Annotated in this window: 11 protein-coding genes; 6 read left to right on the forward strand and 5 right to left on the reverse strand. The window is 40.5% G+C overall.

Going from position 1 to position 14,853, the window contains the following annotated elements:
• Positions 1–1,055 precede the first annotated feature (1,055 nt).
• Together RM049_RS16040 and bioD are read left to right on the forward strand one after the other, a co-directional pair.
• A complete protein-coding gene (locus tag RM049_RS16040; RefSeq protein ID WP_322704885.1) occupies positions 1,056–2,804 on the forward strand; it encodes a protein kinase domain-containing protein in 1,749 nt (582 codons plus the stop codon).
• Positions 2,804–3,499, forward strand: coding sequence for a dethiobiotin synthase (gene bioD, locus RM049_RS16045; protein WP_322704886.1), 696 nt, complete (start codon positions 2,804–2,806; stop codon positions 3,497–3,499). Before RM049_RS16040 ends, bioD begins: the two co-directional genes overlap by 1 nt.
• An 83-nt stretch (positions 3,500–3,582) precedes the next feature.
• Here bioD and RM049_RS16050 read toward each other — a convergent pair whose 3' ends face one another.
• Both RM049_RS16050 and RM049_RS16055 read right to left on the reverse strand, forming a co-directional pair.
• Positions 3,583–6,249 carry a PAS domain S-box protein gene (locus RM049_RS16050; protein WP_322704887.1) on the reverse strand — a complete coding sequence of 889 codons (2,667 nt, stop codon included), beginning with the start codon at positions 6,247–6,249 and terminating at the stop codon, positions 3,583–3,585.
• 182 nt (positions 6,250–6,431) lie between these two features.
• Positions 6,432–6,569 carry a hypothetical protein gene (locus RM049_RS16055; protein ID WP_322689841.1) on the reverse strand — a complete coding sequence of 46 codons (138 nt, stop codon included), beginning with the start codon at positions 6,567–6,569 and terminating at the stop codon, positions 6,432–6,434.
• Between the two features lie 161 nt (positions 6,570–6,730).
• Between RM049_RS16055 and RM049_RS16060 the strand changes: the two genes are divergently transcribed.
• Together RM049_RS16060 and RM049_RS16065 are read left to right on the forward strand one after the other, a co-directional pair.
• Complete coding sequence (locus tag RM049_RS16060) at positions 6,731–8,362, forward strand: DEAD/DEAH box helicase (RefSeq protein ID WP_322704888.1); 1,632 nt, start codon at positions 6,731–6,733, stop codon at positions 8,360–8,362.
• Positions 8,292–9,506 carry a DUF790 family protein gene (locus RM049_RS16065; protein WP_322704889.1) on the forward strand — a complete coding sequence of 405 codons (1,215 nt, stop codon included), beginning with the start codon at positions 8,292–8,294 and terminating at the stop codon, positions 9,504–9,506. Before RM049_RS16060 ends, RM049_RS16065 begins: the two co-directional genes overlap by 71 nt.
• 57 nt (positions 9,507–9,563) lie before the next feature.
• On the opposite strand, the gene RM049_RS16070 is transcribed toward RM049_RS16065, so the two are convergent.
• Positions 9,564–10,598 carry an aromatic ring-hydroxylating dioxygenase subunit alpha gene (locus RM049_RS16070; protein WP_322704890.1) on the reverse strand — a complete coding sequence of 345 codons (1,035 nt, stop codon included), beginning with the start codon at positions 10,596–10,598 and terminating at the stop codon, positions 9,564–9,566.
• Positions 10,599–10,751: 153 nt separating this feature from the next.
• Between RM049_RS16070 and RM049_RS16075 the strand changes: the two genes are divergently transcribed.
• Positions 10,752–11,687 (forward strand): pentapeptide repeat-containing protein, encoded by a 936-nt coding sequence (locus RM049_RS16075; protein ID WP_322704891.1) that lies wholly within the window; start codon positions 10,752–10,754, stop codon positions 11,685–11,687.
• Between the two features lie 62 nt (positions 11,688–11,749).
• The gene (locus RM049_RS16080) at positions 11,750–13,225 is read left to right on the forward strand and encodes a P-loop ATPase, Sll1717 family (RefSeq protein WP_322704892.1); all 1,476 of its coding nucleotides are present in this window, start codon (positions 11,750–11,752) and stop codon (positions 13,223–13,225) included.
• Between the two features lie 114 nt (positions 13,226–13,339).
• On the opposite strand, the gene RM049_RS16085 is transcribed toward RM049_RS16080, so the two are convergent.
• Positions 13,340–13,624: a 2Fe-2S iron-sulfur cluster-binding protein gene (locus tag RM049_RS16085; RefSeq protein ID WP_322704893.1), complete on the reverse strand. Its 285-nt coding sequence runs from the start codon at positions 13,622–13,624 to the stop codon at positions 13,340–13,342.
• A gap of 18 nt (positions 13,625–13,642) precedes the next feature.
• Positions 13,643–14,848: a P-aminobenzoate N-oxygenase AurF gene (locus RM049_RS16090; protein WP_322704894.1), complete on the reverse strand. Its 1,206-nt coding sequence runs from the start codon at positions 14,846–14,848 to the stop codon at positions 13,643–13,645.
• Between the last annotated feature and the right edge of the window lie 5 nt (positions 14,849–14,853).

A 14,853-nucleotide genomic window follows, 5' to 3' on the forward strand; every position in this document is an offset into this window, starting at 1 on the left:
TTATTATAAAGCCTAAAAAAAGCTGGCAGTGGACAAAATTTATCCACGCACTAGCAAGTTTTTAGATAAAGATTAAATAAATATGTTTTTTTGATACTTAAATATTTTTTAATAAAAGTAATTTTACTTAAGTTACGTGGTGTAAATATTTTTACTTAAAGATTTGTAGTTGAATATAGAAAAATTGTTCAATATCAATGATATTGAATTTGTCTGCGAACATTCTGTCAAGTATAAGCTACCAATCACATCTGAACTAGTTAGTGGCCGTATTATTGCTGAGATAAAATTAGGACTTTTGGGTATGCCTGATTTTTGAGTGGTTGCGATCGCTCTACTTGGGTGCAGCGAGAACTGCCTCTGCCCTGTGATTCAAACGAATCGTGATTTTGGATGTTGGGGCGATCGCCGAGCGAATAAATTCGGTAAATACCCCAATGGCATAATTTTGAGAACTTTGCAGATGAAAAATTTTAAAATTTTTTGATGCAGTAGCCCAAATTTAGGATCGAAGAGAAACGCCATCTAGCTTAAATAAGAATTGACAAAATCAAGATTTGTAGTGCTAAATAAATCATTATTGAGTGAGATATAGCGATTACCAGTTACGTGAGGTATAGATAATATTTTGAAACGCAAAGGGACGCAAAGTAAAGCGCAGAGGTACTCAGAGATTTGTACCTCAGCAGACTAGGAAACGCTATAACACTATTCTTTATAAAGATGATCGCTAGCTATTTTATTGTGCAGAAGCTTGGCTTACACAGGCACAGTTAGCCGATTGCAATTTTTATTTTTCCACAGGATTGATTGAAAAAGAGATGAGTGATTTGTATAACTTCGATTCTCAAGTTAATTTTGAATATTTCAAAATTTATCGTTTTCTCAGGCAGAGAAATTGAATTGAGGAGTTATGCAGTAGGAAACAACCTTGCTCTGGTAGAGTCTACTTGTTGAGTATAGTAGAATATTGCCGCAGGTAACTGTCCGTCGCCTCTTGGACTTAATCTTTGTGGGCGATCTCCTCAGTTGCTACTACACTCAATCAACCGATCATGCAACCACCGATTACAGTTGGCACTGTCTTGCAAAACCGTTACCGCATAATTCAAATTCTCGGACAAGGAGGATTTGGTAGAACCTATCTGGCAGAAGACCAGAGGCGCTTTAACGAACTTTGCGCGATCAAAGAATTGAATTCAACAGCAAGGTCGGCTTTGGATTGGGAGAGGGCACAAGAGCTTTTTCACCGAGAAGCTGCCATTTTATATCAAATCGAACACCCACAAGTGCCGAAATTTCGGGAAAGATTTGAGCAAGACCAACGCTTATTTTTGGTGGAGGACTACGTTGCAGGTCAGACGTACCGCACTCTGCTGGCTGAACGTCAAGCTGTGGGTAAAACTTTCACAGAGGCTGAAGTATTGCAGCTGATAGAGTTGTTGTTGCCTGTTTTAGAGCATATTCACAGTCGAGGAATTATTCACCGGGATATCTCGCCAGAAAACATTATTTTGCGAGATAGTGATGCGAAACCTGTGTTAATTGACTTTGGGGTAGTGAAAGAACTGGCAACGCGTTTACAATCACCAAATAATCCCCTGCCAGAAACCACCGTGGGAAAATTAGGCTACTCTCCCAGCGAACAAATGCAAACAGGGGGAGCTTATCCTAGTAGTGATTTGTATGCATTAGCGGTAAGCGCGATTGTTTTGCTGACTGGTAAAGAACCAAAGGATCTATTCGATCAAAACCAACTAACTTGGAATTGGCAGCGGTGGGTAAAAGTGAACCCGCGATTTGCTATAGTGTTGAATCGAATGTTGAATCATATACCGAGCGATCGCTATCAAAGTGCTACTAGTGTATCTCAAGCACTACAACCTTTACACGAAGTCAGTCCTCCGAATGGGAATGTGTCTAACTTACAGACAATGGCAGTTAGTCGCCGTCCTGACTTAGTAGCACCAGCAGCTTCGCCCAAGAAAACCGATCCTGTGATTCCACCAAGTCCCACTAACTCAATTTTGGATAATCCGTTAGCGATCGTCGCAATTGCCATTGGTGTAGTGATCGTAGCAGGATTTGGTTCTTGGGCATTAGTCAGTTCCATCCGCAGTCAGTCAAAAACATCAGATGAGACGCTTCCACAAAATTTCCCTTCACCAGTAATTTCTGGTGGTACTACATTCACACCAACACCGACACTAACACCGACACCAACACCCACACTCACACTTACACCTACTAACGAGCCACCTGTTATATCTACTAAGCGCCTCAACCTTACAACATCTAACCCGATTGCGGTTGAAGGTACTCTCAAAGCAAATCAAATTATCCAGTACAGCTTTTTTGGACGAGAAGGTACTAAATTAAATACGTCTATTGACCCAGGAAGCAGCATTTTGCTAACAGTCTTAAGTCCCAATGGACAACCAAGTGAGAATACTGCCCAACAAGTCACATTTTATCAAGGCACATTGTTGGTTACTGGTAGATATACTATTGAGTTAACTCTGCTTTCAGGTGTTGCCGAAAGCAATTACAATCTCAATGTTGCATTAGAAAAATCAGTCAAACCAATTCCCACAGAGACACCTTTGCCAATTCCCACAGAGACACCTTTGCCAATTCCCACAGAAACACCCTTGCCAATTCCCACAGAGACACCTTTGCCAATTCCCACAGAGACACCTTTGCCAATTCCCACAGAAACACCCTTGCCAATTCCGACGATTACTGAAGCGCCGACTTTGCCGCCGACTGATGGAACACAACCATTTTCTGGCCAAAGAAATTAATGTTAAACACACTACTGATTACTGGAACTGATACGGAAGCTGGTAAAACTGTTTTAACAACAGCGTTAGCAGCTTATTGGCAAAAATATTACCCGCAGCGTCGCTGGGGAATTATGAAACCGATTCAATCGGGGATTGGCGATCGCGAGTGGTATCAAAAGCTATTCGTGCTAGAACAATCTGCTGAAGAAATTACACCTTTATACTTTCAAGCACCTCTGGCTCCTCCCATAGCAGCAGCACGGGAAAATCGCCAAGTAGATTTAGCACTTGTGTGGCAAGCTTTGTCTAAGTTGCGATCGCAGCGTGATTTTGTACTTGTAGAAGCCTTGGGAGGGTTAGGTTCGCCAATAACTGAAGAATTAACGGTAGCTGATTTAGCGGGGGAATGGCGTTTACCAACAGTATTGGTAGTACCAGTGAGATTGGGTGCGATCGCTCAAGCAGTGGCGAATGTAGCATTAGCTAGACAATCGCGCGTCAATCTCAAAGGCATTGTTTTGAACTGCGTACAACCCCGAACGGATGCAGAAATAGCCGACTGGACACCATCTCAATTGATTCAATCACTCACTAACACGCCAGTTTTAGGCTGCTTACCCTATCTAGATAACCTGACTGATTTAGATAAACTTGCTCAAATAGCATCAGATTTAGATTGGGAAACACTAACACTTGAGAATGATTTAAATTGACATTACTGAAGGAAGGCAGGGGAGCAGGGGAGCAGAGGAGCAGGAGAGAAGTTGCAATAAGCTTTTCCCCTCCTGCCTCCATCCTAAATAGCCTTCATTGACAGACTGACAACGAATGTCGCCCCCTGTCCAATTCCTGGACTTTCGGCTAACACTGTACCACCGTGTAATTCTACTAAGTGACGGACGATCGCTAACCCTAATCCTAGTCCGCCATGCGATCGCGTGCTGGAACTGTCAGCTTGACGAAAGCGTTCAAATACATGGGGTAGGAATTCGGCAGCAATTCCCGCTCCCGTATCACTCACCCGAATTTGCACGTAAGATTCAATACACTCTAATTGCACATCAACCCTGCCGCCCTTGGGTGTAAACTTGACGGCGTTGGAGAGCAAATTCCACACAACCTGTTGCAAGCGGTTGGCATCACCCACAACTATCTCCACTTTCGGGTCGAATTTACATTTGATGCTAATCTCTTTAGCCTGGGCTGCTGGATACACAGTATCAATTGCCGCCTCTACAAGCGATACAAGTTCAACCTGCTCCCTCTTTAAATGGAGTGTGCCTCTAATAATTCGCGATACATCGAGAACATCTTCAATTAGTTGTGTCAGGGATCTAGTGTTACGTTCAATTGTCTCTAGTGCCCGGCCAGTAGTAGCTCGATCGAAGTTGCGAGTTATAAGTAGCTGTGTCCAGCCCAGTATAGCATTGAGGGGTGTACGGAGTTCGTGTGATAGTGTGGCGAGAAACTCATCCTTCATCCGGTTTGCAGTTTCGGCATCGGCACGTGCTGCTTGTTCGCGTTTTAGCAGTTCTTCGCGTTCTTGCTCTGCTTGCTTGCGATCGCTAATATCAATCATGAATCCATGCAGTAACTGTGGGCCATTTTCATCCCGCACTACATTTACAATGTCATATAGCCAGACAACTCTGCCATCAGCAGCTAACATTCTGTATTCAAATTCGTAATTATTTAGTGATAAAGAAGATTCTTGGCAATACTGAATAGCCCACTGCCGATCTTCTGAATGCATATTTTTTTCCCAGAAATTATCGGTGTACCAGTCTGACAATGGATAGCCTAGAATCTCAACAGTTTGCGGCCCTACGTAAGTAAAATTCCCAGTATTAGCATTTACCTCCCAAGGAATCACGCGGACTTTTTCAGTCAGCATCTTTAACCGTTTCTCGCTTTGTTTGAGAGCTGCTTCTGCTAACTTGTGAAGTGTAATATCTGTGACAAGGGCAACAAATCCTGCAACTTTCCCCTCCTGACTGAACTGGGGAATGTAAGTGACATTCACGTAACGGTTTGTGCCATCTTTATCGGGTAATTGGGTTTCGTAAGTTACTTGCTCTCCTGAAAGTACTGCTTCTACATAAGGAAGAATAGACTGATAAACCGACTCTCCCAAAATTTCTCTAATATGTTTACCAGAAATTTCGGAAGCAGGAAGCTCATACCAGTCTTCATATTCTTTATTATTAAAGCGATAACGCTGCTCGCTATCAACATAAGAAATTTTGACGGGCACAGCATTGGTAATTAGACGCAGTTCATCTTCTCGTTGACGGAGTGCTGCTTCGGCTCGTTTGCGTTCTGTGATGTCGCGTTGAGTTCCCCACGCTCTCACCAAAAACCCATTTTCGACAATTCCCACTAGATTATTCAAAAAATATTTAGAATTACCTTGCTTATCTATTTCATGAGACTCGGCATCAATTAGTCGGTAGTTAGAACGGATAAAGTTACGCAGGTATGCAATATTATGTGGATCGGAGGCAACAAGAAAGTCTCCTAATCTGACACCGATAATTTCTTCGGCACGAGAACAGCCATACATCTGTGCCATAACATTATTGCATTCTGCCAAGTAAACATATTGGTAAAAATGTTGAATTTGTTCATCTTCTGGACAATCTAGCGAAATTGGTACTTCCAGTTCGATGCACCAAATACCTTCTGAACTCTGCTCTAAAAAAGTGCGGTAGCGTTCTTCGCTTTTAGAAAGGGCAAGTTCTGCTTGTTTGCGTTTGCTTAAATCAATCACAAAAGAAATAATATGATTTTGGTTATTTTCTAATAAAGCAGAACCTAACAGAATAGGAACGCGGCTCTTATCTTTGCGGATGTATTCGTTTTCAAAAGGCTGACACACGCCTTTAGTTTTGAGTTCTGCGATTGCACTGTTGTTAGTTTCAATATATTCTGGTGGGATCATGTCGTGCCATCTGACTCGTCCTGCTAGTAAATCCTCCTGAGAATAACCTACCATTCGTAAAAAAGCATCATTAGCTTCTGCAATCGCCCCGTCCATATTGGCTACAATTACCCCAATAATGTTGGACTCTACCAACCTTTTAAATCTGGCTTCGCTCACCTGTAGTTTCTGCAAACTCGTTTGAAGATGTTGTTTGGCAGTGCGTAATTCTGAGTTCAGCAAGTTAATAATTGTTGTCACCAGCACAAACAAGCATAAGCGCAGTATGTTGTCAAGACTTACAACCAAGAGCGAAAACACTGGTTCTAAGAAAAAGTAGCTGACGGCTAAAGTAGACAAAGCAGTAGCCAGTAACCCTGCTTCCATACCGCCATACCAGGCACTAACCGCCACAACAGCAAAAAATAGCAGAAAAATACTTGGTTTAAGTAGTGGCTGTAGCAATAGTGTTAATAGCAATACGCTACCAACAGCCAATAGTGCCACAACATAAGGCGCTAGAAGGGAACGTGTTCCTCTCAATGTGGCTTCTCCTTTTATGCAGCTAGCTAAAAGATTATTCCCAAAATCAGCTAGAAAATGCGTAGGCGTAGCCCGTCATAGACAATTTTAAAAGCATATATTTTGCCTTCTAATTGTGAATTTACCCAAAGAAAAAAAGTAATAAAAGTCAACCCAGCTATTAATATAATCTGCGCCTGCAATTACAGATGTTTCAGCAAAAAGCTCTGTCGCTGTTCTTTGTAAAATTCAGACAGGTTATTGTTGGTTTGTCGATAGGACATTCCATGACTAATGAGCGCATCTAGTTGGGTTTTGTCGGAGTTAGTTGGATGAATCATGCACTTTTTGCGTTATTAGTAATCAATAGACTGGGGAATGGGGACTGGGGACTGGGGACTGGGGACTAGATACTAGATACTAGATACTAGATACCAAGTACTGAGGACTAGGAAAAACTTTCCCATCCCCAGTCCCTAATCCCCAGTCCCTAATCCCCAAAATGGCTCGTACCCCTACATTAAATTTCGATCGTGGCACATTAATTTTGCATCCACCACCACGCGGTAAAGGTTGGATGGACTATGCTACGTGGGATGATAGAGTTGAAAAATTCCGCATCCCAGCAATTAGATACCGATCGCTAGTGGAAGCACTACAAGCGGAAGATGTGAATTTTATCGATGAGGCCAAGCAATTTTATCCTGTAGATTTGGTTCCTACTCTGGAAATGGAACCCTATTCTCACCAGACTGAGGCGCTAGCAGCTTGGAAACTGGCGGGTAGGCAAGGGGTGGTTGTGCTTCCCACGGCGGCGGGAAAGACTTATTTGGCGCAAATGGCGATGCAGTCAACGCCGCGCACGACGCTGATTGTAGTACCAACTTTGGATTTGATGCATCAGTGGTATGCACATTTAGTAGCGGCTTTCCCCGATGCTGAGGTGGGATTACTGGGAGGTGGTTCGCGGGATCGAACGGCAATTTTAGTTGCAACTTATGATAGTGCCGCAATTCACGCTGAGACGTTGGGAAATCAATATGCGTTGATTGTTTTTGACGAATGTCATCATTTACCAACAGATTTTAATCGAGTAATTGCAGAATATGCGATCGCACCTTATCGCCTGGGACTCTCCGCGACACCGGAACGTACTGATGGCAAGCACGCTGACTTAAATATCCTCATTGGTCAAGAAGTATATCGCAAACGCGCTGAAGATTTGGCAGGGAAGGCGTTAGCAGAGCATGAAATTGTCCAAATTAAGGTAAAGTTATCGCAACTTGAACGGGAAAGATACAACCAGTTAATTCAAACTCGCAATGACTTTTTGAAGCAATCAAAGATTTCTTTGGGGAGTTTGCAAGGTTGGCAAATGTTCGTGAAAATGAGTGCGCGATCGCAATCTGGACGTAGGGCAATGTTAGCGCATCGAGAAGCGAAAGATATCGCTTTGGGTACTGATGGAAAGTTGCGAATTCTGATTAATTTATTAGCAGAACATTATCCATCACGAATTTTGATTTTTACTGCGGATAATGCGACGGTTTACCGCATTTCTCAAGAGTTACTAATTCCGGCAATTACTCATCAAACTCCTGTGAAAGAACGACATGAGATATTAACCAAGTTTCGCGAGGGTAAATATAATACTTTGGTTGCTTCTCATGTGTTAAATGAAGGTGTTGATGTACCTGCGGCAACTGTTGCAATTATTTTATCGGGCACTGGTTCGGCTAGGGAGTATACTCAGCGGTTGGGTAGGGTTTTACGAAAGGGGAATATTGAGAATAAGCAGGCGATTTTGTATGAGGTGGTGGCGGAGGATACGAGTGAGGAGGGGACTTCGGCTAGGCGGAGAGGGGAGAGAAGAGCAGGGGGAGCAGGGGAGGCAGGGGAAGCAGGGGGAGAAAAAGAAAAGAAAGGGAAGTTACAGGTTGTGTATGGGAGTGGGAAGGAAAGGAGTTTGAAGGCTGCGGAACAGTTAGAAATTAATTATTCAGTCCAAAATAGCTCGACTGAGCGAAGTCGAAATCCAAAATCTAAAATCCAAAATTCAGCAGATGTTACCGACAGATTTACTGATGCATCGCCAAAACGGGGAAGAGATCATTCCGAAGAGACTGAAGATTGATCGAGCAACTTCGGAGTTGGCGATTGAGTTAATTAATTCTTTTCAATCAGCAGTGGGGAAGACTCAAGGTGTGCTTGAGCGACAACTGACTGATTTTGAAGGAGATTCTACAGATTATCGGGTGAAGCGGGGGTTAGCTTATATTCTCAAAAGCAGTTTTTGCACTTTTGAGGTGGTTAGTCCTTTAGAACCACAAATGTTAAGAGAACGGGTGTTTTCGTTGGCTGCAAAGTCTGTTTCTAGTCGGGAATCAACACAAGTTACTTTGAGTAAAATTGCTGATGAGTTAACTCAAGAACTTGAGCGGGAAATTTTGTTAGAACAGGTTCGGAATGGACTATATGCTGATTTATCTGAGAATAAGATTTTGACAGTGTTTGATGCACCAACAGCGCCAGATTTATTAAATAGATATAACTTATCTCAAGTACAGGGTGTGTTTTATAAGGCCAGTCAACTGGTATTAAATGCTCACCGGAACGTTCCCGGAGAATATAAGTTGTTATTTCGCTATTTAAAGTTGTTTCAATTGATGGCTTATATTGAAGGTGATGCTGACCACGGGTTTACAATTACCATTGACGGCCCGACGAGTTTGTTTAATCCTAGTACGCGATATGGGTTAGCGATCGCTAAACTTATTCCGGCTTTACTTCACGTTACTAAATGGAGTCTTTCTTCGATTCTCCAAACTCGTGATGCTTATACAAATACCTGGAAAACTGGTCGTTTTACTCTCAATTCTGAATGTGGTTTAGTATCCCACTATCCACCAGGTAAGCCCTACGATAGTATGTTAGAAGCATCTTTTGCTGATAAATGGGATGCATTGAAAAGTGGTTGGGCACTAGAGCGAGAAGTTGATTTGATCCCAATTCCCGGTAGCGTAATGATTCCTGATTTTCGCTTGGTTCATCCTGATGGACGCACCTTCTTATTAGAAATTGTTGGTTATTGGCGACCAGAATATTTACAAAAGAAGTTTTCTCAGGTGCGGCGGGCTGGACGTGATGATTTGATTTTGGCAATTTCCGAGCGACTTAATTTAGAAAAGGCGGGAGTAAAATTAAATGATGTCCCTGCCAGAATTGTTTGGTTTAAAGATAAGTTATTGCCAAAAGCTGTGTTAGCTGTGATGGATTGAATAATGAAAAATGACTGGGGAAATCATAACTAATTTATACGGAGATGATATTATTTTTTAAACCCAAAATGTAACTTTTACCGATTGATTTGGCAAGAGACGCGGATCTTCTCCACGAGATATAGCTGCCATAATTGACTCGACAAATATATGAATTGTGTCCGCAGGCGTATTATAAAATTGTGTACCGTATTTAGCGATCGCTTCCCCTTGAATACCCAAAATTTCCACATCTTGGCGGATAATATGTTGAGCAGTCCACCGCACAAAGGGACGCGCTAATTTATTCCAAATACCGTAGTTATAGGTGACATCGGTGTAAACCAGAGTTGAATTATCAGTTTCTGGAATAGATTGACTGGTAATGAACAAATGGCGATTATGTGCCATTTTATATTCTACAGAGGTAATATTTGGCATATAAAAGCGATCGCTATGTTTAATCTCTGCACCCTGCAAATTCAGAAAACGGCTGTACCATCCCAAATTATTATTTTCGTTGCGATACTCCACCAAAACCGAACCATGACAGCGTTCTACAGTCATCTCTAACTTTTGTTGGCGGGAAGTACGGAAAACACCAGGATGAACAAAAGCTGTATGGGGAATATCAATAAAGTTCTCCGCACAATTAGTCACATTGTTAGCAAAACGGTTAATTACCCGCACCGTCTCCCATCCTGTTTGTCCGTAGTGAGGCATAGAAAAGGGTTCAATATTAAGATTTGGGGCAACACTTGGGGTATCGGCTAACCGCACATAAACATATCCATCTTGTTCTTTGGTAGCGTAACACTTGGCTCGACGCTGTGGGGAAGGTTTGAAATTATCTCCTTCGGCTGGAACAGCAATAACGTTTCCAACCGCGTCATATACCCAACCATGATAGGGACATTGTAAAGCACCGTTACAGATTTTACCTGATGATAGACGGCTATTGCGGTGTAAACAGCGATCGCGCAAAGCTACAGGTTGTCCATCTTCACCGCGAAATATCGCTAACCATTCTCCTAAAACGGTGCGTGATAATACCTTGCTAGGTTGTAACTGTTCGCTGAGTGCAACAATGTACCAGAAATCTGCAAATTGCATGGTGGGTGGGAGCGCTCGTATCTAAACTATTGCCTTACAGGGAATTTTAGGCTAAAAAGGATACGAGTTTAGCATTCAGTAACCCCAAGACTATCCAGTCCAATCTCCCGTATAGGGTTATTATACTGATAAGTTAGGAATATAATCCTTAAAATGACTATATTATATGAAGGTTATAAATACTACAAACTCTCTATAATATACCAATTGAGAAATATCCACAGTATGGGAAGAGTGTATAAACATCATCGACGTTTCTTAGTGAGATACGTTACTACTATATTACTTTTAATAAGTATTATTACAGCAGGTTCTTGGATGCTTTGGAGGCTGCCACAACTAAGAGTTAGTTCTGAAAAATCTTTCACTCCAAAGGAGAGAATAGAACTTGAGAATACTACTCGAACTTCACTTTCTCAAGCATTTGGAACTTTATCACAAACTGTAGGTGGTATAGTTCTTATCATTGGACTTTACTTTACTTGGCGTAATTTAATTGCCACAGAAGACAGGCAGATTACAGAGCGATTTACTAAAGCAATTGAGCAGTTCGGAAGTGATAAAGCTGAAGTTTGTATAGGTGGCATCTATGCCCTAGAAAGAATTGCAAATGACTCTGAAAGAGATCATTGGGTTATTATGGAAGTTCTTACTTGTTTTATTAAAAATAGATATTCATTAGAGAATAATCGTGGAAATCAAAAGATAATTCCTAGAGAAATTCAAGCGGCATTAACCGTTATAAAGCGTCGTGATATTGCTAAAGATCCAAAGCAGAAAGTTTTGGATCTAAGCTTTACATATTTAAAAGGAGCCGATCTCAGAGGAGAAAGCTTCAAAACTATAATTATAGGTAAAGAAAGTTTTACCATGTCTAATTTAAGAGGAATCAATTTTACAGGAGCAAATCTTGAAGATTCTGATTTTACAGGAGCAAATCTTATAGATACTTGTTTTGTTAAAGCGAATTTAAATAGCTGTGAATTTGTAAGAGCAAATCTTTCAAAAGCTGACTTTACTGAAGCTTCAACAGTGGGATGTATATTTACAGATGCTAACTTATGTAAAACAAAAGGTTTAAAGTCTTAGAAGTTAGGGCAATATTTTAACTCTAGATTTTTGATTTATGTATAGTTTAAATTAAAATACTTATGAAATTAGATTTTACAGAATCAACTATTCAAGGACTATTTGGTCATGAAGCAGCCGAAGATGAAGATCCAAAACGGCTGAAGGAATATTATTTCAAAGGCACTTCCTATAAACAAGTAAATGCAGATCAAGCTGTTCGCATTTTGGTAGGACATAAAGGAATTGGCAAATCAGCACTGTTTAAGGTTGCAATTGCAGAGGATGAAGAGCAAAATAATTTATCAGTTTTAGTTCAGCCCAATGACATTGGTGATCTTACAATCGATCAAAAAGACTTTTTAAGTAGAGTAAGAAGTTGGACTTCTGGCTTAAGTAGAGTAATTGTTCAAAAGAGCCTAAATTTGATTGGAATTAGAGGAAAATCTTTAAAAAATGCAATGGCTGATTTTGAGGATTATGATTTAAAAATAGGCGATTTTATCTTTGATTATTTCCAAGAGGTTATTAGTAACAACGGATATGACACATCCAAAAAAGAGTTTATAAAAAAATTCTTAGAAACAAGAAAAATCTCAGTTTATATCGATGATTTAGATAGAGGTTGGCAAGGAAAAGGAGAAGATATAATACAGATATCTTCGCTTCTTAATTCAGTTACAGACATTAGTAGAGACAGTCGTGGTGTTTCTTTTAAGGTATCTCTGAGAGCAGATGTTTACTATCTTGTTAGAACTTCAGATGAGTCAACAGACAAAATTGAAGGATCAGTGATCTGGCAGTCATGGACAAATCATGAAATTTTAGTTCTCCTTATCAAACGCATGGAGACATTCTTGGGCAGGAAGATTAATGAAGAAGTTTTATTAAAAACTTCTCAGATTGATTTGGCCAATCAATACTTTTCAAATATTATGGAATTACGCTTTACTGGTGTTGGAAAGTGGCATAATGCTCCAATTCATAGAGTTTTAATGTCATTAATTAGGAAAAGACCTCGGGATCTCGTTAAACTATGTACCTTGGCTGCAAGAAAAGCTTATGAAAGAAAATCATCATTAATTCAGACAGTAGATTTTAAGTCTGTTTTTGAGGAATATTCACAAGGAAGAATTCAAGATACTATTAATGAATATCGTTCTGAACTCCCAGATATTGATAAACTCTTGATGAACATGAAACCAACTCAAAAGGAAAGGACAACGCAACAAAGTTACGTATATAAAACAGATGAACTGCTTAAGAAAATCCAATCTATCAGCCAAAATCATGTTTTGAGATTTGCTAATAGTAGAACAGCAGTAGCTAACCCAAAAGAATTAGCAGCTTTTCTCTATAAAATCAATTTTCTTACTGCAAGACGTGAAACAGAAGATGGACAAATTGTCAGAAAATATTTTGAAGAAAATAGATACTTAAGTTCTACGTTTGTTGATTTTGGTTTTAATTGGGAAATTCATCCTGCATATAGATGGGTATTACAACCGAGCGATTTAGATTCAATTTTTAGGATTCTTGACCTGAGCAGTGATGACTAGTACTGTTATAGCAGCCTCTCAATATTAGCTATTACACAGCTAAAGATATTAGATGCTTTTACTATCGGGAATTCATGAGATATCATCACTGATTAACTACATTTACATTTATCATTATAGCCTCCAAATTTCGACATTGGTTATAAGGTCAACCTGACAAGCTAACCGCGCATAAGGATTATTAGGTGCTAATGTCTCCAACATTTCCTGTTCATCAGCTTCAGGAGGCGGAATATCACCAATAACCTCAACCAAACAAGTTCCACAAATACCAGTCCGACAACCAAATAAAACAGGTGAATTCTGAATCGTGAGATGTTCAGATAAACTTTGATGACATTCTAGACTGATAGGAAGAAAATCACTTCCTGGAAACGATATCTTACAAAAATCAGCCATAATACGCAATAATTTTGCCTAAACAACGCTCTTCCATTCTTCTGTGCGCCTCTGCGTCTCTGGGTGAAGTAAAAATAAATTACTTTGGTGTTCAAAACCTTGAAAAGCCCTTTGTTGAGTCGCCAAATATCGAGAAATTGAATTAGTAGCCATCAGTGACATATCCCGATTACGTTGCCAAAGATAATCGAGTTTTTCAATATACACTTGATAAGATTTCATCGCCTCCTGATGAGTTGAAAAACTGCGCTGTAATCCTTCCGACTCTTCGGTAAAACAACGCCGCATCATTTCTTTAGTATCCTTATCACTCATGGCAAAAATAGGCGATCGCAACACTTGATAAATCTTGCTATACAGCGCCGGATCGTACCAAAATATCCCGTTAATCGCCGCCGAAAAATGAAAATGATCGCGCTGACATCCCCACAAGCCTAAATTAGCAACCAGTCGCTCAAAAGCAGTCGGTGGCTTAATGCAAGTGATAATATCGTGAGATATAATAGTCGAACTATTGAAGTGAAAACTTTCATCCATGAAGTGATAATAGGAAACTTTAGCAGGAATTGGAGCAGCTTCAGGATGGGGATGTTTTTGATAATAATTGCTGAGTTTGTGCTGTACTAACTTGCCATTTAGTGTCCGCACTCCCCGGACAGTGAAATACTGACAAGCCAAAAAAGTATTATTCGCAGAAATCAGCCCAAAGTATTGAAGTTGAATTTTTTTCCACCAAGTTTTTAGGGCATTGGTGTCAGCATAAACCATCGTTTCTGTAAAGGGGCCGCGCATGGGGTAAGTAAAGATAAGTTCCCCAAATAACGCTTGTTCAACCTGTTTGGCAATTGTGCGGAAAGCGTTAATGTGCGATCGCTCTTGGGCGGATTCCAAATCTAAGGTATCGCAGATTAAGCGAAAATCTTCTTGGGCGTAAAGTCCGGCTGCACTGGTTTGATTGAAAAAGATAGTAGCAATTTCGGCAGAAACAATTTGTGAGTAATAAGCTACCCAGTAAAGTTGGTTCAAAATTATACGCTGATGTTGGCTGGATTGTTCCCATAAAGGTGTACCATATAGCAGCGAAAACTCCTCTGGGTTCCAGTACTCGTTTTGGCAATCTTTATAGCGAAACTTGGTGACAGCTTCATCCATTAAAGCAGTATGGTCTTGCTGTTTGTTGCGGGTGTGGTTAATTTGTAATTTGCGATGAATAGTTTTTTCCATATCCG

Source organism: Nostoc sp. DedQUE04, assembly GCF_034530995.1.
GTDB lineage: Bacteria > Cyanobacteriota > Cyanobacteriia > Cyanobacteriales > Nostocaceae > Nostoc.

Coding starts and splice junctions, on each gene's coding strand:
- RM049_RS16040 (WP_322704885.1), top strand. CDS start 1,056: ATGCAACCACCGATTACAGTTGGCACTGTCTTGCAAAACCGTTACCGC.
- bioD (WP_322704886.1), top strand. CDS start 2,804: ATGTTAAACACACTACTGATTACTGGAACTGATACGGAAGCTGGTAAA.
- RM049_RS16055 (WP_322689841.1), bottom strand. CDS start 6,569: ATGATTCATCCAACTAACTCCGACAAAACCCAACTAGATGCGCTCATT.
- RM049_RS16060 (WP_322704888.1), top strand. CDS start 6,731: ATGGCTCGTACCCCTACATTAAATTTCGATCGTGGCACATTAATTTTG.
- RM049_RS16065 (WP_322704889.1), top strand. CDS start 8,292: ATGTTACCGACAGATTTACTGATGCATCGCCAAAACGGGGAAGAGATC.
- RM049_RS16070 (WP_322704890.1), bottom strand. CDS start 10,598: ATGCAATTTGCAGATTTCTGGTACATTGTTGCACTCAGCGAACAGTTA.
- RM049_RS16075 (WP_322704891.1), top strand. CDS start 10,752: ATGACTATATTATATGAAGGTTATAAATACTACAAACTCTCTATAATA.
- RM049_RS16080 (WP_322704892.1), top strand. CDS start 11,750: ATGAAATTAGATTTTACAGAATCAACTATTCAAGGACTATTTGGTCAT.
- RM049_RS16085 (WP_322704893.1), bottom strand. CDS start 13,624: ATGGCTGATTTTTGTAAGATATCGTTTCCAGGAAGTGATTTTCTTCCT.
- RM049_RS16090 (WP_322704894.1), bottom strand. CDS start 14,848: ATGGAAAAAACTATTCATCGCAAATTACAAATTAACCACACCCGCAAC.